This window comes from Bacillus sp. SRL337 (assembly GCF_984799155.1).
On the sequence record NZ_OZ481793.1, the window covers coordinates 2,586,313 to 2,604,913 of the forward strand.

The window sequence follows — 18,601 nt, forward strand, 5'->3', positions numbered from 1 at the left end:
ACCTGTCCCGCTATTCCCGCAGGAGGTCGCACCCCTTCCACTTCGATCAAACAGAAATTTAGAGATGTCACTACTAAACGTTAAGACGATACAGAATTTTCTGATTGCAATCTTTCTATTAAATCTCTTAATAAACAATGGAGGGCATATTCGATATGCCCTCCATCCAAGAATTGTATTACTCCCGCTCTTTGGCAAGTTCGTCCGCATGCTGTTTCACAAATTCTTCCGGAGTCACTTGTTTTCCGAACAGAGCTGTTACCAAATCATGGTGAAGCTCAGATACGGCTGGGCTTGATTGAGTATCAAAGTATGTTGTTACGTTAGATGCTGCACTTAGATCATCAAGGATTTCAATGTACATCGGATCCAGATCCAAGCTTGCAGTGTCCACTTTTGTAGCCGGGATCACACCAGCATCTGTCACTGATTTCTCGCCCCATCTTTTCACAAGGTAGCCGGCGAAGTCTTTTGCTTCATCTTGGACTTTGGAGTCTTTTGCAACAAATAGACCAACACCAGGACCACCTACATAACTATCGATGGACTCCCCTTTTCCGCCTTCATAGGTCGGGAATTTGAAGTAACCGATTTTATCTTTGAATTCTTGTGTAACATCAGGGCTTGTTGTGTAGTTAGGAAGCTCCCATGTTGCTGTCAGGAACATGGCAGCCTGTTCATTCATGAAGTAGCCTTTTGCATCATCATTGGATAACGCGCTGGCACCTTTAACGAAACCGCCCATGTCTACAAGATTCTGAATTTCTTCAGCTGCTTTTTTGATAGAAGGGTCATCGAATTTTGCTTTTTCATCGATGACATCCGTCAAGATTGTAGAGCCGCCGATACGGTCTGCCATATACATGAACCAGAATGATGCCGGCCATCCATCTTTCGCACCAACCGTAGCAGGTGTAACACCGGCATCTGCCAATGTTTTCACTACGTTTTTGTATTCTTCATATGTCTTAGGAACTTCTAAACCATGCTTCTCAAAAATCTCTTTGTTGTAGAAAACATATGAGATATTTAACTCAAGTGGAAGTCCGTACGTTTTTCCATCCACTGCATACGATTCTTTCACGCCAGGGATGAATTCCACTCCACCAGTATCCACTTCATCAAGAGGCGCTAACATGTCGCCTTCAACGTAAGGCTGGATGAAGCCGTCTGACCAAGTCATCCCGATATCAGGAAGCTCATTGGAAGAAGCCAGGACTTTCAGCTTTTCTCTGTATTGATCCGGATTAAGGATTTCTGTTTCGATTTTCACATCATTATCTTTCTCATATTCTGCGATGATGTCCTTCACGATCGAGAACTGTGCATTTGAACTGCCTTCCGGCCACAAGTGCATGAATTTAATTACTTTTTTGCCATCCGCACTCGCTTCTTCAGAACTTGAAGAAGAACATCCGGCAAGAGCAAGTGAGACGAGCATCAGCGAAGCCATCATAATTGCAAACGCTTTCTTTTTCAACAATGTAAGATCCCCCTTTGACCTTGTTTGTGTTTGTTTCTTACATTTATAGTGTACCGTCAGAGAGTTCTGAAAAATAGGTAACAACGATTAGGAAAAATACTACTATTTTTAGAAAGCGGTTTCATCATTGGCCTTTCGGTAAGCGCTTGGTGTCATACCCTCCAGTTCTTTGAATATCTTAATAAAATATTTTGCTGTCCTGTAGCCGGATTCTTCTGCGATTTCATTGATTGGCAGGTTAGTGGAAATCAATAAGTCCTTTGCCCGCTGGATCCTCCTTCTGGTGAGGTACTCACTGAATGTCATCTTGACATGCTCCTTAAAAAGGACACTCAAATAGCTTGCATTCAAATGGACATGTTCTGCAACCTCTTTCTGTGACAGCTCATTTTTTAAGTTCAGATTGATATAGTCAATTGCTTCCCTTATCGGTGTCCGATTTGAAAAATCCTGTCCGCCAGCGGTGACCAGCTTCTTATCCACTACTTTCTCGATCGTTTCTGTGCGTTCTTGTTTTTCCACTGCTTCCACTGCAGCTTCCACTGCCTCGACCAAAGCTTTTTTACTGATAGGTTTGAGCAGATAATTGATGACTCCCAGCCTAAGCGCTTCCTGGGCGTATTCAAATTCCGAATACGCCGATATCACAATGATGATCGGATGGATGTTCTGCTCCTTTACCAGCTTTAATAACTGAAGTCCTGTTATTTCCGGCATACGGATATCGGTGATCAGAATATGAACTTTATTTACTTTTATAATCTCCATTGCCTCTTCCCCATTGGAAGCGGTACGAATTTGAAAGTTTCCATTTGCCCACTTGTCCAGCGTCTTGGCCAGTCCTTGGCGGGTCCTTGGCTCATCATCTACGATCAAAATCGTTTTCATCATATTCCCCATCTCCATTCAATGGTATTTCAAACGAAACCTTCGTTCCCATGTTCGGTTTACTTTCTATTGTCAATCCGCTTTTCAAACGGTTTGGATAATACAGTTCAAGGCGTTTGTTTACATTTGTGACAGCCATTCCATTACCGGAATGATTAGTAAGGACGCCTCCACTGTGCATCGCCTCATATATCGAAGTTAATTTTTCCTGAGAAATTCCAGGACCATCGTCTTTCACTTCCACCTTCAGGAACCCTTCATTACCCGTTGGCTTGATGGAGACAGAAATCGTACAAGGCTCAGTCGTATTTCCAGCCCCATGAAGTACGGCATTTTCGATGAGCGGCTGGATCAGCAGCTTCGGAATCTTAACTTGATCCAGCTGTGGAGCTAGATCCAGTTCCCAGTTCAGATGGTCATCAAAGCGCATCTTCATGATGTCCATGTAATTTTCGATATGCTGCATCTCTGCTTTGATCGTAACCCAGTCTCCGTTCGTCTGTTTCGTAATGGTATAACGAAAAAGTTCTGACATGGAAACGACAAATTCAGCTAGTTCATCTTCATCCTTGTCCTCTAATGCCCATTTGAGTGCATCCAGAGTGTTAAATAGAAAATGGGGATTAATCTGCGCCTGCAATGCCTTCAGCTCACTCCGGCTGCGTGTAATTTCTTTTTGATAAACCATCTGTATTAAATGGTTGGTCTGCTTCGCCAGCTGATTATAGGTGCTGTTCAATTCATTGATTTCGTTTACGGTCGTCACACTTGGATTCATTGATAATGAGCCTGCACTGGCCTGCTGCATCGTTTTTGTCAATTTGATGATCGGCCGTGTGATAAAAGAAGAAAGTAACAGCGAACTGATTAAAAAGATCATGAACCCGATGATCCCCGAAATGATCATGACCATCCGCAGCACGCTGATTCCGGCCGTCAATTCCTTGATCGGCGTCAGGATAATCAGGGTCCAATCCGTGATTGGCGATGTCTTCCTTGTCACGATGTACTCAACATTATTCAAGATAATGCTTCCATCTTTATTTTTAACAATCGGTGTCAAAGGTTCTTCGTAATTGGATAGGATCGGCTCCATATCTTTATCAAATAAAAGCGAGTATTGGTTCGTCTGATGTGCTACATTTTCAAATTGCAAATAGTTGCGGTAGATACTGATGAGAAGATATCCACCTGTATCATAGCCCTTGCCCATCAAATTCACCCGGCGCAAAGCCAGCAGGTTATCGGAATTGCGAGGATCATCTCCTATCCAGATCAAGCCGCCGTTTGCCTTGTCGGCCTCGATGATCCATTTCTTGTCGATTCTTGTGACAAGGCTGGTATCATCCAGAGGCAGCAGGCGATTCATGTCGCGGGTATACATCTCAAAGGAAAAGATTCCATCTGTGTTGGCCTGGATATTGTTTACGACCCCTTCCAACTCCTGCCGCTCATTAAAATCAATGTCTTTCCCTTCATATGCTCTTTCAAGCACACCTTGAATGGTCCTGTTCGTCATCACCAGCTTGGAAGCGGTACTGATTTGTTTATACAGAGACTCCAGACGTCCGTTCGCTTCCATGGCGGTTTGTTCAATTTGTTTCTCTGCATTATTTTTCAGCAGGTTCGAAACCTGGTTGTAGGTAAGGATGCTGACCAATGCCAGTACAGTTGCCATGACAACCAAAAACACAAACGATATCTGATTTCGGAGTGTATTTAATTTGCGTAGTTTCTTCAACATGAGAATTTCGCCTTTCTACTTTTCTAAAATAGTTTTTTAGTTAACTATATCTTATTTCTTCAAAAACGTTAACACTATTCCTAAATATCAGAATTTGGTCTATAATGATAGACAGACTAAAATGTAAGCGCATAACGAAGGGGTCTTATCTTATGAATAATCGAGCAATGAGGGGGCTCTATTCCCTTACCGAGTGGATTACAAAGTTTGCCTATTTAAACATTTTATGGATTTGCTTCACCCTTTTGGGGCTCGTCGTTTTTGGATTGTTGCCGGCTACCGTTTCACTGTTTACTATTCTTCGCAAGTTGATCATGGGAGATTACGAGATTTCGATCCTGCAAACCTTTTGGACAACCTTTAGAAATGAGTTTTTCAAAAGTAATCTTCTAGGGGCAGTCTTTGCAGGAATGGCCGGCATTGTCTATCTGGACTTGCATTATATGAGTGTCAATGGCACCGATGGTTTCCAGGTTACTCATATTCCGCTTTACCTGATGATCGTCGCGATCGTGATGACTGTACTGTATACCATCCCGGTTTATGTTCACTACAATGTCGGATTTTTTCAGGTGTTAAAAAATGCTTTCCTGATCATGCTGTTGAACCCTGTCCCCACTATTCTCATGCTTGCAGGGGTCACCGCGACCCTGTTCGTCATGAATGCCCTGCCCGCTCTGCTGTTCATCTTCGGCGGCAGTTTCACGGCAGCGATCATCATGGCAGCCTGTTACCTGGCTTTTCAGCGAATCGATAAGAAACAAAAGGAAGCACAAACAACATAATGTGCTTCCTTCATCCATCAACGCTTTAAAGCACTAGGGGACAGTCCCCCGCTGCTTTAAAGCAGTAATGTGTTTTACTTTGCCAGTTTCATAAGCTCACTGACTGTGACGAGCTCATATCCTTGTTCCGTTAATTCTTCAACCAAAATCTTTACGGCTTCTATTGTCTGCGAGCGGTCCCCATATCCATCATGGAAAAGGAGGATGCTGCCGTTTTCAATGACACTCTTTGATTTTTCGAGTATAAAGTCCACTCCTGGCAGATCCCAGTCGGCTGCTTCCATGTTAACTGCCCCGATCATCTTCTGATAACCTTTTCCCTCAAGCAGCTGTGCCGTATGCTCATCAAAGTCGAGATAAGGCGGCCGGAAAAGAGCTGGCCTTTGCCCTGTCCATTTCTCTATTATCTTTGCTGTTTGATCGATTTCCGATTCTGCCTTTTCCCGGTTGATTTCCGTGAGTTTGGGATGTGAGTATGTATGATTCCCAATTTCATGACCAAGCTCTGCAGCCTTCTTGACCAGCTCAGGCGAGGTTTCCATTTGTTCTCCGATTATGAAAAATGTCGCTTTTCCGTTTACCTTTTGGAAGATTTCAAGGACCTGGGGAGTATAGACAGGGTTAGGCCCATCATCGAATGTGAAGGCGATGGCTTTTTTCGTTGTAGTCAGTTTGTTTAGTATGCAGCCGGACATTTGGATGCCCCCTTTTGAAATGTGGATATTTTTTTGACGCTTCTTGCCGGTGTTTTAACACACGAAAGTCATCCAAGACGCAATCGCTTGGCTGATTTAATCCGCTACTTCCCTAGCAGACACAAAAACAATAGAATCTGACGCAATTCCTGAATTGTGATTTGGATGAACTTGTCCAATCGAGACTTTTTGCGCTTGATACAAACCAGGGGTTTGGTGCCAGGTACACATTCAATGGTATAGTACCTGGCACGCAACGATTCACCCCTTTATATGCTAATCAATAAGCCCCGCGGATGAAATCCTTCACATTTTCTTCATAAAAACGCTGAAGCCTCTGCTGTTCTTCTGCTGTAAATGATTTTGTTTCCAGCGTGGACAGATTATCCTGCACCTGCTTCAGGTTTTTGAATCCCGGGATGATGGCTGTGATTTCTTTTTGATCCAAAATCCAGCGTAAGGATGCACTCGCCATTGAGTTTCGTCCTTCAGCAATCCACTTCAGCTGTTCAGCCAGCTCCACTCCTTTTTTGAATCCTAGGCCGGCAAATGTTTCCCCTACATTGAAGGCTTCCCCGTTCTCATTGAAGTTGCGGTGATCATCCTCTTCAAACACATGGTCCTTGCTGAATTTTCCTGTCAGCAGCCCACTTGCAAGCGGCAGTCTGACAAGAAGGCCGACTCCATTTTCATGTGCTTGCGGAATCAGTTTTTCCAATGGTTTCTGGCGGAACATATTGAAAATGATCTGCAGGCTTTTCACATTTGGATTCTTTAAGCTGATCAGGCCTTCTTCAACCGTCTCGACACTGACACCATAGTGGCGGATTTTCCCTTCTTCTTTCAAGCGGTCCAGTACTTCAAACACACTGCCATCTCTTAAAATTCCGGTTGCCGGGCAATGGATTTGATATAAATCGATGGCCTCCCTGTTCAATCGGCGCAGGCTGTCTTCACAATAGCTTCTTACCTGCTCATAACTGTAGGTCTGCGGGTCGAAGATGTCACCTTGGCGGCAGAATTTAGTGGCAATATAGATCTCGTCTTCCTTCCCTTTTGTCGCCTTTGCCAGTAATTCCTCACTGTGTCCGTCGCCATACACATCGGCCGTGTCAAAGAAATTGACACCGTTGTCCATTGCATATTCCAATGATTTCAATGCTTCAGCATCACTTGTCTTTCCCCAGGAGCCGCCGATGGCCCACGTCCCGAAACTGACCTCACTGATTTTGATTCCTGTGTTTCCCAGTTCACGATAATTCATATTATTTCTCCTCTCTTTCAATTCCAAATATAAAAGTGGTCGCAGAAGAATACTTTTCATGGACATCCAGAATCGTCGATGGAAATTGAGGATGATGAATGGCATCCGGATACCCTTGTGTTTCAAAGCAGATACCAAGATACTTCTCCCCTTTTCTACCGCCAACCTCTCCAGCAGAGTCCAAGGAATTTCCTGAATACACTACGACAGCCGGTTCATCGGTCTCGACTGTCAGGGTCCTCCCGCTCGGCGGATCGTATAAATGGATTTCCTTGTCATGGTGTGTGTTTAATATAAATGGATGATCATACCCATTCCCAACTAAACGATTTTGAGGATGCTCTGAAACCGTTCCTTCCCTGATCTCCCTGCTGTTTCTAAAATCAAAAGGCGTATCCTCGACATCAAGCAGAGTGCCTGTTGGGATGAATTCCTCATCAAGCTCCAGAAATTGGTCACTCTTCAGCTGAAGCCTATGCTGCAGGACATTTCTTTTTACATTTCCGCTCAAATTAAAATAAGAATGGTTGGTCAACGTCAAAATCGTCTTCTTATCCGTTTCCGCTTCATACTTCATGCTCAATCGATTCTGTTCATTGAGAGTATAAGTAACCCCGGCTTTCAAATTTCCAGGATACCCTTCCTCACCATCACGGCTGACGTAGGTAAAACGAACGCCGCGGTCCAGAATCTCCGCATTCCAGATTACTTTATTAAATCCTTTAACACCCCCATGCAAATGGTTATTTCCATTGTTCTGTGCAAGTGTATACGTTTCGCCATCAAGTTCGAACTCGCCTCCCCCGATACGGCCTCCAACTCTTCCTGCGACAGCTCCGAGGAACGCAGGATTGTCCGCATAATCGTCGAGGGAATCATAACCAAGCACAATATTCTCAAAGTGTCCCTTTTTGTCGGGAACAAGAATTGTGGTGATGATACAACCGTAGGTAATGGCTGTGATTTCTATCCCACTCTCATTCTTCAGTGTAAAAGCTTCTACTTCCCGGCCATCAATTTCTCCAAAGCTTTCTTTTAGAATCTCCATCATCTGTCCCCCTTTTTTTACCGATTCCAGTCAAAACCGATCTCTGCCAGAAACGCCCTGGCCAGCACCATGTGTCCGGCAGTTGAAGGATGCACCCGGTCCCAGGCAATGGCTGCAGGATAAAGGTTTGACAACACCCGATTGAATGCTGCCTGGGTATCGACGAACAAGCACCCTGTCTCCACGGCAATCTTCTGTGCAGCACGCCCAAACTGATCCATCGTATTACGCATGGCATCCTCTTCATTCGGTTCCAGGTAAAAAGGTGTCATCAGGATGATTTCTTTTACCTGAGGCTTGGTCTCGTCAATGAGAGATCTCAATGTAGTCTCATACTCCTCAATGTACACATGGCCCTCCGTTATGGATGGTGTATCATATTGACGCCAAACGTCATTAATGCCTATCATGACCGCCAGACAGTCAGGTTTCTGCTCCAGTACATCCTTTTGCCAACGGCTTTTCAAATCACGCACCGTATGCCCGTTGATTCCTTTATTCACCACACGTATCCCCAATTCCGGGTATACCGCCTGCAGCAGTCCATCGACAAATGATACATAACCGTTTCCCAGAGAGCCCGGAAGTCCTTCGCCTGCAGGTTTTGCCCGTTCACAATCTTTTACAGAATCTCCGATAAACAAGAGCTTGTGGCCATTTTGCAATTTCATACTTTTCCTCCTGTAAAAAAACAGAAGAGACCGTCAAACCGAGGGCATGAAAGGCTTCATCTGCTTCGTGTTGTGGGGCGGGCCTCACTTTCTAAACGCTCTCAACTGTTCATTCATTTCTTTTGTCTGATTGTAGACCTGCTGATAAACCGAGAAAACTTTTTTGTACGCTTCTACATTTTCAGGAATCGGATGATAGGTTTTGGATGACTGGATAAAGTCATCCGCACACTCCTTTAATGAGGAGTACCAGCCGCATCCGTACGCTGCCAGCATTGCAGCTCCCATTCCTGGTCCCTGTTCAAGCTTGAGTTTCTCCATTTTCGCATTGAAAATATCGGCCTGCATCTGCAGCCACGTTTCGTTCTTCGCCCCGCCGCCTATAGAGACGATGGTTTCAATCGTTTTTCCGCTGCTGCGGAAGATTTCCAGCGATTCATTCAAGGAGAAGGTGATTCCTTCAAGGACAGCACGGGAAAAATGCTTCCGATCATGCGATGCATCGATTCCGATAAAACTCCCGCGAATCGTTGAATCGGCATGCGGAGTCCGTTCCCCGACAATATAAGGAGTGAATACCAAGCCGTTGCTTCCCGGAGGTACAGCTTCGATTCCTTCTAAAACCCGGTCAAAAGAATCTTCGTTTGCAAATGTATCTTTATACCAGCTCAAGGAATAACCGGCAGCCAGCGTCACTCCCATAGTATAGAAAGCATTTTCTTCACCGTGGTTGAAGTAGTGGACCTTCCCTTCAAAATCAAGATCACTTCGGCCTTCATAGGAGAGCACGACCCCTGAAGTCCCGATGCTGCACAATGTCTTTCCTTCAGATAATATCCCTGACCCGATCGCACCGCAGGCATTGTCAGCGCCACCGGCAAAAATTTTCAACATATTGGATAAGCCGGTCTTTTCAGCTACCTCAGGCTTCAGGGTTCCGACAAAATCATGCGAATCAACCAATGGCGGGCAAAAATCCTCTGAGAGATTGAATTTCTCAAGAATTTCACTGCTCCACTCCCGTTTGGCCACATTCAGTAATAGTGTCCCTGCTGCATCCGAATACTCCATATGTATGGTTCCTGTCAGCCTGAATCGAAGGTAATCCTTTGGCAGCAAGAACACTTCGACGCGCTCAAACAACTCAGGTTCATTTTCTTTCACCCAAAGAATCTTTGGCAGTGTGAAACCTTCCAAGGCCGGGTTCTTGGTGATGTCCAGTAAATGGTCTTTACCGACTCTGTCGTAGATTTCCTGGCATTGCGGAGTGGTTCTGGTATCATTCCAGAGGATCGCATTCCGGAGAACTTCGTTTGTTTCATCGACTAATACAAGCCCGTGCATCTGTCCCGAGAAGCTGATTCCTTCTATATCCGTCACATCCCCGTCGAACTGCTGGGTGAGTTCTTTTAACCCTGCTATTGTTTGGCTTACCCATTCTTCAGGGTCCTGTTCACTGTAGCCTGATTTTTCAATGATGAGGGGATACGATTTGGATATTTCATTCGTGACTTCCCCGTTCTGATTGACAAGCAGGATTTTTACCGCACTTGTACCGAGGTCTACCCCGATGACATATTTCATTTCCATCTTCCTTTCTATGAAAATGTGCTGGAGTATACCTACTGCCAGCACATTCAGGTTCTATTAAAATGAGTTACGCCGTCACACTTGAAAGAGTTTCCAGGATGTATTGGTTGATGACCGCTTTCAGGCGTTCCGTTCTGCCTGATGTATTCTTGATTTCAGTTAACTGAAGGGCATGCTCTTCCAGTTCACGGAAACTCGTTCTGCCTTCGACGATGGCAAGCCCGATTCCCTCATTATAACTGCTGTAGCGGTCCTCTACGAAGCTATCAAGCACTTTATCTTCAATCAGTTTGTTCGCTACTTTCAAGCTGATTGCGAATGCGTCCATTCCAGCAATATGCGCATGGAACAGGTCATCAGCTTCAAATGAACCTCTTCTTACTTTTGCATCAAAGTTGAGGCCGCCTTTGCCAAGTCCGCCATTCTTAAGGATTTCATACATAGCCAGTGTGTTGGAGTAAATGTCAGTCGGGAATTCATCTGTATCCCATCCAAGCAGCATATCTCCCTGGTTGGCGTCAACAGAGCCCAGCATATCGTTGATGCGTGCCGTTCTTAACTCATGTTCAAATGTATGGCCGGCAAGTGTTGCATGGTTTGCTTCAATATTGAACTTGAAATAGTCTGTCAGATCATATTTTTGCAAGAATGCCAGACCCGTAGCCACATCAAAGTCATATTGATGCTTTGTCGGCTCTTTTGGTTTCGGTTCGATCAGGAATGGAACATCCAAACCGATTTCCTTCGCATAATCAACCGCCAAATGGAAGAAGCGTGCCAGGTTATCCTGTTCCAGTTTCATGTTGGTATTTAAAAGAGTTTCATAGCCTTCACGGCCGCCCCAGAATACATAGTTTTCCGCACCAAGCTCTTTCGCCACTTCCAAACCTTTTTTCACTTTCGCAGCAGAGTAGGCAAATACGTCTGCGTTTGGAGAAGTCGCAGCACCATGAACATAGCGAGGGTTCGTGAACATGTTCGCCGTGTTCCAAAGAAGCTTTGTTTTGCTTGTTTTCATGTACTCCTTGATCATGCCAAGAATGACATCCTGGTTTTCATTTGTTTCTTTCAGTGTTCTTCCTTCAGGTGCGATATCGACATCATGGAAAGCAAAGAATGGAACGTTCAGTTTTTCAAAAAGTTCGAAAGCCGCTTCAACGCGAGCTTTTGCCATATCCATTCCTTTCAGGTTATCCCATGGGCGAATGGCAGTACCTGCACCAAACGGATCAGAACCGTCTGCTGTAAACGTGTGCCAGTATGCAACGGAGAAACGCAGAATTTCTTCCATCGTCTGTCCACCGATCGTCTCTTCAGGATTGTAATACTTAAAAGCAAAAGGGTTTTTGGATGAAGCTCCTTCAAATTCAATTCTGTTAATGTTTTCAAAATAGGCCATTTGGTTTTCCCCCTATAAGTTAATCGTTGATTTAGTGGTATGTAAAGGCTTTCAAAACCTTTAGTTGAACTCATTATAGCACCGCTAACTTAGTTTGTCTATTAAATAAACTAAGTGATCATGAATATTTTTTGTCGGTTTTTTGCCGTCTGGAGATGCCTTTAGATTTCTCGTGCTGCCCAGTAAATCCAATTTACCTCTTTTACATTTGGGAAGTACCGCCGAGCTATTATAAGACGGATCCTTCCCATCATTCTTTTTTGGTTGCTGCCTGAGGCATTCATAAGACCAACTTTGCATCCTCTTTCTCTTTGCGTGTTTACTGAATTCTTCAAAGAGCTATTAAGATCATACGATCGGATACTGATGAGAGGGCTATCTGCTTTACTCCCTGAAACAAGCATCCAAGCTCCCTGGTTTGTATACCCATTAAACTAAGTGTGTGATATCATAGAGTTACTAACATATAAGGGGATTGACCATTGGGAACTATGACATGGAATCAGCAGACAGTTAAGAAAAATAACAAAGCACTCGTTTTACAACTCATTATGGAAAAGGAACCTATCTCCAGAGCCGATATCTCCCATGTCTCTGGTTTGCATAAAGCAACCGTCTCTTCATTAGTCAGTGAACTCCTTGAAGAGGAACTTATTTACGAATCAGGACCAGGTGCATCAAGCGGCGGCCGCCGTCCTGTGATTCTTCACTTCAACAAAGCTGCCGGGTATGCCATCGGCGTGGATATCGGGGTTCATTATGTCCGTTGCGTGATGACAGACCTGAAAGGGAATATTGCCAGCGAAAGACATCAATCCGTGGAGGAACCCCTCTACCCTGCAATCTTGGACGTGGTCCAGTATATGATAGAGTCACTCATGAAAGAAATGGCGGACAGCCGCTATGGTGTTGTCGGAATCGGTGTTGGAGTTCCAGGAATCATAAACAAAGAAGGATCCGTGCTTCTCGCCCCCAACCTTCATTGGGAAAATGCCAGTTTAAAAAAAGACCTGGTGGAAAGGTTTCATGTGCCGGTTGTCATCGAAAACGAGGCTAATGCAGGCGCAGTCGCTGAAATGCGATTCGGAGCAGGACAGGCAGACGAAACCATCCTCTACATCAGTGCTGGGATCGGCATTGGTGTCGGCATTATTTTAAATGGTGAGCTATTTCAAGGAAAAGACGGTTTTTCAGGGGAGATGGGCCATATGATCATTGATATGGACGGAAAACCGTGCAGCTGCGGCAGCCGGGGCTGCTGGGAAGCCTACGCTTCTGAACATGCCCTTCTTGACGATGCAGGCGGTGATGCATCATTGGAATCACTGATTGAGATGGTAAAAATGGGGAATGAACAGGTAAAAGCGCTTTTTGAAAAGATCGGTACCTATCTCGGTTTTGGCCTCAATAATATCATCAATACCTTCAATCCCGATCAGGTGATTATCGGAAACAGACTGGCTCTTGCACAAGAATGGATCCGCCAGCCGATCCTGAACACCGTCGAAACCCATACACTTGCGCTTCACCAGGATGAAATCCGTATCGGTTTTTCCCAGCTGCAGAATTATTCTACTGCTTTAGGCGTTGCTGCTTTTGTAGTGGAGAACTTTATCAAGGAAGAAGCAAAATCATCCTAATGCATTCGCCAACCCTGCTTAACCATCAGCAGGGTTTTCTTTTTATTACCCAATAAATAATCCAGCAAGAACATTCCGGTTTCACACTACATACTATATTCCATCCTGTAAAAAGGTGGTGAAGTGAATGAGTGCTGGCGGATACGGTTATGGATCAGGATTTGCTCTGATCGTTGTGTTGTTCATCCTTTTGATTATCATCGGTGCTTCCTGGGCAGGAGGCGGTTATGGATACTAAAAAAATCAATATTAATGATGAAAGGCAGGTCTGTTCAGACCTGTTTTTTTATGTTTTTTTCGGTCATTGCCTGGCCGATTATAAATGAGCTGAATTTTCCCGGGTCGGATCATATTAGGTTCCTCTTCCAGGATTAGACCGAATTTTTTCAAGAATAAAGAAGAGTTGGTCCCTTTCTTTTTGGAATGCACCATTTTTTCTTCACTTCCACAGAAATTTGGTTCCATTCCCTCTAGAATGCACCATTAATTAGTCCCTTTCTCTCCCCAAAAACCAATTCCCTGCATTCCCCAAAATAAGTTGATCATACTCCAGGGAATTGACCAAAATCCAGAATGCCTCCCAATCCCCCCTATTGATCCTTTTACTCCAAAATGGACTCTATTCCATGGCCATTTGACCAAACCCTTTTGAGGCTGCCTCATACTATGTATTATCCATCCCATACTTTTTTCTAGTTGCAATGAAAAATCCCCCAATGCCCGGGGGATTTTTTTGCTTCTCTATGGAAATTGTAATGATCAGCAGCCGCTTCCCGCGAAGGCTGCCCCTGTGATAATTAACGGCACATCGATCTGCACAAACGTAGATCCAGCGCCGTCTCCGCCGCAGTACTCATCATTGCTTTCCTTTCCGAGAGGATTGCACCGGAATTTTTAAAACTATATATAAAGATTGTCCTTGAGCCCATTCAATTCTGACACTTTACGATCCAGCCGAATCGGAAATCCTTTTCTGAGGTTTATTTACCAAAAAGATCCCGCAAAGAATGATGCTTCCGCCAATCAATGTGTTTACATGCAGCTGTTCATGTAATAGAAACCAGCCAGTGAGAACACCGAATAACGGGGCAAGGAATAAGAACGAACTCACCTTAGCCGGATCTTCTTTCTGCAAAAGATAAAACCAGATGGCGAATTGCACTATCGATGCCATTATCGCAAGCCACAGAATGATCATGATTGAGGTTGGAGTCAATCCAATCTTTACAGGCTCAAACAAAAGACTAAGAACCAGCAGGATGATCCCGCCGAATAACATTTGGTAAGCCGTCAACACCCACGTATCAAAGGCTCGCCCCCATTTCTTCATCACAAGTGTTGCAGACGCCCAAAAGACGGCACTCATCAATCCAAGTATGAAACCGGGCTGTCGGAAATCAAGGTCCGCACCCAGCGTGATGAAGACTCCCATTATCCCCAGCATCACCCCGAGCCATTGAATCCTTCGGTATTTCATCCCCATAAACAATGTTCCAAACACCACCACAAGGAGGGGATTTGTAAACGTAAGGATTGAAGACTCACCCGCTGTAATCGTTCGTAAGCTCAGAAAGATACAGCCCATGACCCCAGCCGTCTGCAGGCTTCCAACCAATAAGACTTTTGCCCACTCTTTGATCTCAGCGGGATGTGTCCTTCTGAACATTTTCACTGCCAATGCCATTATGATCCCTGCTATCGTGAACCGCAATGCAACCAGCATCAGCGGAGAAACGTATCCCAATCCGATTTTGCCGACAGCGAACGATGAGCCCATCAATCCTGTAGTGGTGATTAATAAAATGACAAACAATGTCCTATTCACGTTTTCCCAACCCCTATTTATCATCCATTCAATATCTCTTTACCAAGATATGTTTTTAAAAGTATATCAGGACAAGAGGGAACGTGGTAAATGAAATGACTTCACATCCTAAAAACACCTACATTCAGCCAGGGCTGTATACATATATTGTAAAAAAAGGCTGTTTTGTGTAGTGATCGCTGCTTTTTGAAAAATCACCCCGACTGGATTTCCCCCTTGATTCTAAGGCTATTCCTTCTTTTCTGGGCGGTAGATCCTATCAAAAAAGTTCACCAATAGAGCCTGGAAGAAACATTTTCTCACCTGAACCAGCACATTTATCCGTATCTGCCCATAAGGTAACTTATCTTTAAATTAGACTTATAAAAAGCAGCATGAATAAATTGGAGGATGATGTCATGACAAAAACGTTCAAAGTACCGAAGGGATACCAATCCAAGCTGGATTTGTTATATACGGAATTTGCTATCAATGAAGTGAAGAATCACTTCGAAGCAAAGCTGGCTAAGGCATTAAACTTGATAAAGGTGTCCGCACCGATACTTTTGAAGAGAGACAGCGGGATCAATGACAATTTGAATGGTGTGGAGCGAGTTGTTTCCTTTGACGCTCGGGATGTAATGGATGGAAATGTGGAAATTGTCCAGTCCCTGGCAAAATGGAAGAGGATTGCCCTTGCCCGGTACGGACTGCCCCTTGGCCAGGGACTCTATACCCAAATGAATGCGATAAGAAGAGATGAAGAGCTGGATAACCTCCATTCCATATATGTAGATCAGTGGGACTGGGAAAAGGTCATATCAAAAGAGGAACGTAACCTGATTACATTAAAAGAAGAGGTTGAAAAAATTTATGCTGCGATAAAAGCAACCGAGCATTACCTGTCAGAATTGCACTCATCCCTCACTCCGGTACTGCCCGATGACATTCATTTCATCACCTCTCAGGAGCTGGAGAACCGATATCCTGACCGGTCTCCAAAAGAAAGAGAAGACCTGATAGCCAAACAGCATGGAGCGGTCTTCATCATGCAGATCGGCGGCTTGCTGAAGTCCGGTGAGAAGCATGACGGGCGCGCACCAGATTACGATGACTGGATGCTGAACGGAGACATCATCCTCTGGAATCCAGTCCTTGAAACAGCATTCGAAGTGTCTTCTATGGGGATCCGCGTCGATGAGCAGTCGCTTCTGTACCAATTATGGGAAGCCGGAAATAATGAGCGAAAGTCCCTCCCTTATCACCAGGCAGTATTAAACGATGAGCTCCCTTATACCATTGGCGGGGGCATCGGACAGTCGCGCCTGTGTATGTTCTTGTTAAGAAAAGTGCATATCGGAGAGGTGCAGTCGTCTGTTTGGAACGAATCAATATTAAAAGAATGCAGGGAAAAGAATATCGAACTGTTATAAGCATGGCTCAGGGATTCAATCCCTGGGCTTTTTATATTCAAAAAAAGTTATGCATGAGTAAATATATTCAGGAAATACTATGGAAAAAATTAAAAGGTGAATGTACATTGGAAAAGCAAAGGCAAATGATTGATACACTTAATGAAAAACAACAAAAATTCACACAGGACTGGAATGAATACTGGCACGCGTTCTCTGCATACGATACATGGCAATTCTGGTTCCTGATCCTTCTTTTTGTCCTTCCGCTTATTGTTCTCTTTTTTAAACTGGATAGGATGCGGGCATTTCAAATCGGATTCTTCGGATTCAATATTCATGTCTGGCTAGGGTACATAGACCGTTTCGGTGTCAGCGAAGGCTACTGGGAATATCCTTATCAATGGTTCATCTTCCTGCCAAGCAATGTCTCATTGGATGCTTCTTTAATTCCTGTTTTATACATGCTTCTCTACCAATGGATCCTCGCTCATAAGAAAAATTATTATCTGTATATGATCCTTTTAAGTGCAGGGCTTTCCTTCATCTTCAAGCCGCTGCTTGTGCTTCATTACTTTCTGGCCTTTTATATCGACATGCCCTATCTTTTCTTATTTTCAGGGTATCTGGTCATCATTTTGCTTTCTAAATTGATAACAGATATTTTCCTCGGATTTTATAAAAAGGCTGCGACTTCACATACAGAGAAAAGGTGATGGTGGGTCCCCTTTTCCTGAATGTGATCGTGATACCTATTATTTAATTGAAATGAACCCCGGATTTCCTTTCAGAACTTTTCAGCCCTTTTTGATTCAAAGTCCATTTTCCATCCGCAACTTCCATTATAGGCAGGATAAATTCCTGTAAGAGTCCTTCACTTTATTAATCGGAATGACAACTCTTCCCTGCTCGTCTCCTTTTCGTACATTCTTGCCGATTTCATTTATACCTCACTTATTTCAACTTTATAGAAGGTAGAACACACACTTCCCTATCCATTTTAAGTTGTTTAGCCTTATTAAATCACACAACGTGTATAGCACCAGAACCGCAGCAGACTCTTTGCTGTATCACAAACCATCTTATGGGTTATTTTTCCTTTTCCCAAGAGTCCTTTGATTCCACTATGTTGTAGAAAGTTCAAGACAATTGACAAAAGATGGATTTGCTAAGAATTTTGTATTATGCAAAATTGACATGTGCTTTTTCAACTATAGGTAAACATCTATAGGGGCTAACATAATGGCCCACCACCTATTCTTTTGTGCTCTCGTCCATGTGAATACTAACGATCATTCACGAAAGGATCCAACGAAAAAAAGCTTATCTCTCAATGGATAAGCTTCCGGAATGATATTCCCGCTAGTAATGTCCTTATTTCTGTTGTAAACCAAACGAAGACTTCAACAACTCCCTTAAATCATCATCCATAGAGAAGTTGGTGCTCTTCCCTACAGCTGAGGTAAAAAGCTCCTTCAACTTCTCTGCTGCATACCGGACATTTTCAACTGATATGCGTTCCGGATAGGTAGAAAGGTACTCTTGTATGAATAAAGGGTTCAATGTCTCATATGCCTTGAACTGATGCAGCTTCTTGTCTTCGTTCAAGGCTTGGACGATCAGGGTGAAATCCCTCATCTCCTCGAGCATCCGTAGTGAATAAATCAAATTGTTCCGCTTCAATTCCTTTTCCAAGGACCTGGCATAGTACACAAATTCAAATGGCAAATCAAAACCGACATTATATTTTTCTGCTTTGTTATGAAACTGCTCATTCTCTACATTCATTTTCTCTGTCACCTTACCGGTTTTATCCACTATCACCTTCCACAAAGGCGACCGGACTGTCAGCCTATCTCTTGGGACAATCGAGATGTTGAATTCCATATCGTCTTTTAAAATCATAATCAATAAAAATATGTCTTGACTGAACAGTTTTTCTTTTATGTAAAGCGGCTTATACTCATTGAACACCTGTTTCACCAGGTCTTTTGTCTTCTCCGCATCCTCTACTCTTGCTGCCGCCACCATTAAGTCGATATCTGAAAACTCATCTTTATAGTTTTCGACTCCGGAACCAATCTGGATGATTCCTTCCACCGCATGAAAGGAATTTAGTTTATCGATTATATTTTTAAAATAAGCACTTCTTTCTCCTGGACTATACATAGAACACCT

General features: G+C 43.8%; 16 protein-coding genes. 5 read left to right on the forward strand and 11 right to left on the reverse strand.

Annotated features, from left to right (window positions below):
* Positions 1 to 178: 178 nt before the first annotated feature.
* From AC4E8A_RS13125 to AC4E8A_RS13135, 3 genes are all read right to left on the reverse strand, one after another.
* Positions 179 to 1,480: an extracellular solute-binding protein gene (locus tag AC4E8A_RS13125; protein WP_490198864.1), complete on the reverse strand. Its 1,302-nt coding sequence runs from the start codon at positions 1,478 to 1,480 to the stop codon at positions 179 to 181.
* Positions 1,481 to 1,591: 111 nt separating this feature from the next.
* Positions 1,592 to 2,374 carry a response regulator transcription factor gene (locus AC4E8A_RS13130; RefSeq protein ID WP_490193601.1) on the reverse strand — a complete coding sequence of 261 codons (783 nt, stop codon included), beginning with the start codon at positions 2,372 to 2,374 and terminating at the stop codon, positions 1,592 to 1,594.
* Positions 2,346 to 4,115 (reverse strand): sensor histidine kinase, encoded by a 1,770-nt coding sequence (locus tag AC4E8A_RS13135; protein WP_490193602.1) that lies wholly within the window; start codon positions 4,113 to 4,115, stop codon positions 2,346 to 2,348. The genes AC4E8A_RS13130 and AC4E8A_RS13135 overlap by 29 nt, the downstream gene beginning before the upstream one ends.
* Positions 4,116 to 4,267: 152 nt before the next feature.
* Between AC4E8A_RS13135 and AC4E8A_RS13140 the strand changes: the two genes are divergently transcribed.
* Positions 4,268 to 4,900, forward strand: coding sequence for a YesL family protein (locus AC4E8A_RS13140; RefSeq protein ID WP_490193603.1), 633 nt, complete (start codon positions 4,268 to 4,270; stop codon positions 4,898 to 4,900).
* Between the two features lie 74 nt (positions 4,901 to 4,974).
* On the opposite strand, the gene AC4E8A_RS13145 is transcribed toward AC4E8A_RS13140, so the two are convergent.
* From AC4E8A_RS13145 to xylA, 6 genes are all read right to left on the reverse strand, one after another.
* Complete coding sequence (locus AC4E8A_RS13145) at positions 4,975 to 5,595, reverse strand: polysaccharide deacetylase family protein (protein ID WP_490193604.1); 621 nt, start codon at positions 5,593 to 5,595, stop codon at positions 4,975 to 4,977.
* Between the two features lie 280 nt (positions 5,596 to 5,875).
* Positions 5,876 to 6,859: an aldo/keto reductase gene (locus AC4E8A_RS13150; protein ID WP_490193605.1), complete on the reverse strand. Its 984-nt coding sequence runs from the start codon at positions 6,857 to 6,859 to the stop codon at positions 5,876 to 5,878.
* A gap of 1 nt (position 6,860) precedes the next feature.
* Positions 6,861 to 7,907 carry an aldose epimerase family protein gene (locus tag AC4E8A_RS13155; RefSeq protein ID WP_490198865.1) on the reverse strand — a complete coding sequence of 349 codons (1,047 nt, stop codon included), beginning with the start codon at positions 7,905 to 7,907 and terminating at the stop codon, positions 6,861 to 6,863.
* 17 nt (positions 7,908 to 7,924) lie between these two features.
* Positions 7,925 to 8,578, reverse strand: a complete 654-nt coding sequence (locus tag AC4E8A_RS13160; protein WP_490193606.1) for an SGNH/GDSL hydrolase family protein — start codon at positions 8,576 to 8,578, stop codon at positions 7,925 to 7,927.
* Positions 8,579 to 8,662: 84 nt separating this feature from the next.
* The gene (xylB, locus tag AC4E8A_RS13165; RefSeq protein WP_490193607.1) at positions 8,663 to 10,162 is read right to left on the reverse strand and encodes a xylulokinase; all 1,500 of its coding nucleotides are present in this window, start codon (positions 10,160 to 10,162) and stop codon (positions 8,663 to 8,665) included.
* A gap of 73 nt (positions 10,163 to 10,235) precedes the next feature.
* Positions 10,236 to 11,567, reverse strand: coding sequence for a xylose isomerase (gene xylA, locus AC4E8A_RS13170; RefSeq protein WP_490193608.1), 1,332 nt, complete (start codon positions 11,565 to 11,567; stop codon positions 10,236 to 10,238).
* A 491-nt stretch (positions 11,568 to 12,058) separates the two neighbouring features.
* Here xylA and AC4E8A_RS13175 point away from each other — a divergent pair, with 491 nt between their 5' ends.
* Positions 12,059 to 13,207, forward strand: a complete 1,149-nt coding sequence (locus AC4E8A_RS13175; RefSeq protein WP_490198866.1) for an ROK family protein — start codon at positions 12,059 to 12,061, stop codon at positions 13,205 to 13,207.
* Positions 13,208 to 13,334: 127 nt separating this feature from the next.
* Positions 13,335 to 13,445, forward strand: coding sequence for a YjcZ family sporulation protein (locus AC4E8A_RS13180; protein ID WP_490193609.1), 111 nt, complete (start codon positions 13,335 to 13,337; stop codon positions 13,443 to 13,445).
* A gap of 705 nt (positions 13,446 to 14,150) precedes the next feature.
* Here AC4E8A_RS13180 and AC4E8A_RS13185 read toward each other — a convergent pair.
* Positions 14,151 to 15,032, reverse strand: coding sequence for a DMT family transporter (locus AC4E8A_RS13185; RefSeq protein ID WP_490193610.1), 882 nt, complete (start codon positions 15,030 to 15,032; stop codon positions 14,151 to 14,153).
* Positions 15,033 to 15,430: 398 nt separating this feature from the next.
* Here AC4E8A_RS13185 and asnA point away from each other — a divergent pair, with 398 nt between their 5' ends.
* Positions 15,431 to 16,444: an aspartate--ammonia ligase gene (gene asnA / locus AC4E8A_RS13190; RefSeq protein ID WP_490193611.1), complete on the forward strand. Its 1,014-nt coding sequence runs from the start codon at positions 15,431 to 15,433 to the stop codon at positions 16,442 to 16,444.
* A 107-nt stretch (positions 16,445 to 16,551) separates the two neighbouring features.
* Complete coding sequence (locus tag AC4E8A_RS13195; RefSeq protein ID WP_490193612.1) at positions 16,552 to 17,139, forward strand: hypothetical protein; 588 nt, start codon at positions 16,552 to 16,554, stop codon at positions 17,137 to 17,139.
* Positions 17,140 to 17,797: 658 nt separating this feature from the next.
* On the opposite strand, the gene AC4E8A_RS13200 is transcribed toward AC4E8A_RS13195, so the two are convergent.
* Entirely contained in the window at positions 17,798 to 18,592 is a 795-nt protein-coding gene (locus AC4E8A_RS13200) for an aminoglycoside 6-adenylyltransferase (RefSeq protein ID WP_490193613.1), read from the reverse strand.
* Between the last annotated feature and the right edge of the window lie 9 nt (positions 18,593 to 18,601).

What these genes read in the sequence shown, in the direction of transcription:
- AC4E8A_RS13130 (WP_490193601.1), bottom strand. Translation starts at nt 2,374, where the DNA reads ATGATGAAAACGATTTTGATCGTAGATGATGAGCCAAGGACCCGCCAA.
- AC4E8A_RS13135 (WP_490193602.1), bottom strand. Translation starts at nt 4,115, where the DNA reads ATGTTGAAGAAACTACGCAAATTAAATACACTCCGAAATCAGATATCG.
- AC4E8A_RS13140 (WP_490193603.1), top strand. Translation starts at nt 4,268, where the DNA reads ATGAATAATCGAGCAATGAGGGGGCTCTATTCCCTTACCGAGTGGATT.
- AC4E8A_RS13145 (WP_490193604.1), bottom strand. Translation starts at nt 5,595, where the DNA reads ATGTCCGGCTGCATACTAAACAAACTGACTACAACGAAAAAAGCCATC.
- AC4E8A_RS13150 (WP_490193605.1), bottom strand. Translation starts at nt 6,859, where the DNA reads ATGAATTATCGTGAACTGGGAAACACAGGAATCAAAATCAGTGAGGTC.
- AC4E8A_RS13155 (WP_490198865.1), bottom strand. Translation starts at nt 7,907, where the DNA reads ATGGAGATTCTAAAAGAAAGCTTTGGAGAAATTGATGGCCGGGAAGTA.
- AC4E8A_RS13160 (WP_490193606.1), bottom strand. Translation starts at nt 8,578, where the DNA reads ATGAAATTGCAAAATGGCCACAAGCTCTTGTTTATCGGAGATTCTGTA.
- xylB (WP_490193607.1), bottom strand. Translation starts at nt 10,162, where the DNA reads ATGAAATATGTCATCGGGGTAGACCTCGGTACAAGTGCGGTAAAAATC.
- xylA (WP_490193608.1), bottom strand. Translation starts at nt 11,567, where the DNA reads ATGGCCTATTTTGAAAACATTAACAGAATTGAATTTGAAGGAGCTTCA.
- AC4E8A_RS13175 (WP_490198866.1), top strand. Translation starts at nt 12,059, where the DNA reads ATGACATGGAATCAGCAGACAGTTAAGAAAAATAACAAAGCACTCGTT.
- AC4E8A_RS13180 (WP_490193609.1), top strand. Translation starts at nt 13,335, where the DNA reads ATGAGTGCTGGCGGATACGGTTATGGATCAGGATTTGCTCTGATCGTT.
- asnA (WP_490193611.1), top strand. Translation starts at nt 15,431, where the DNA reads ATGACAAAAACGTTCAAAGTACCGAAGGGATACCAATCCAAGCTGGAT.
- AC4E8A_RS13200 (WP_490193613.1), bottom strand. Translation starts at nt 18,592, where the DNA reads ATGTATAGTCCAGGAGAAAGAAGTGCTTATTTTAAAAATATAATCGAT.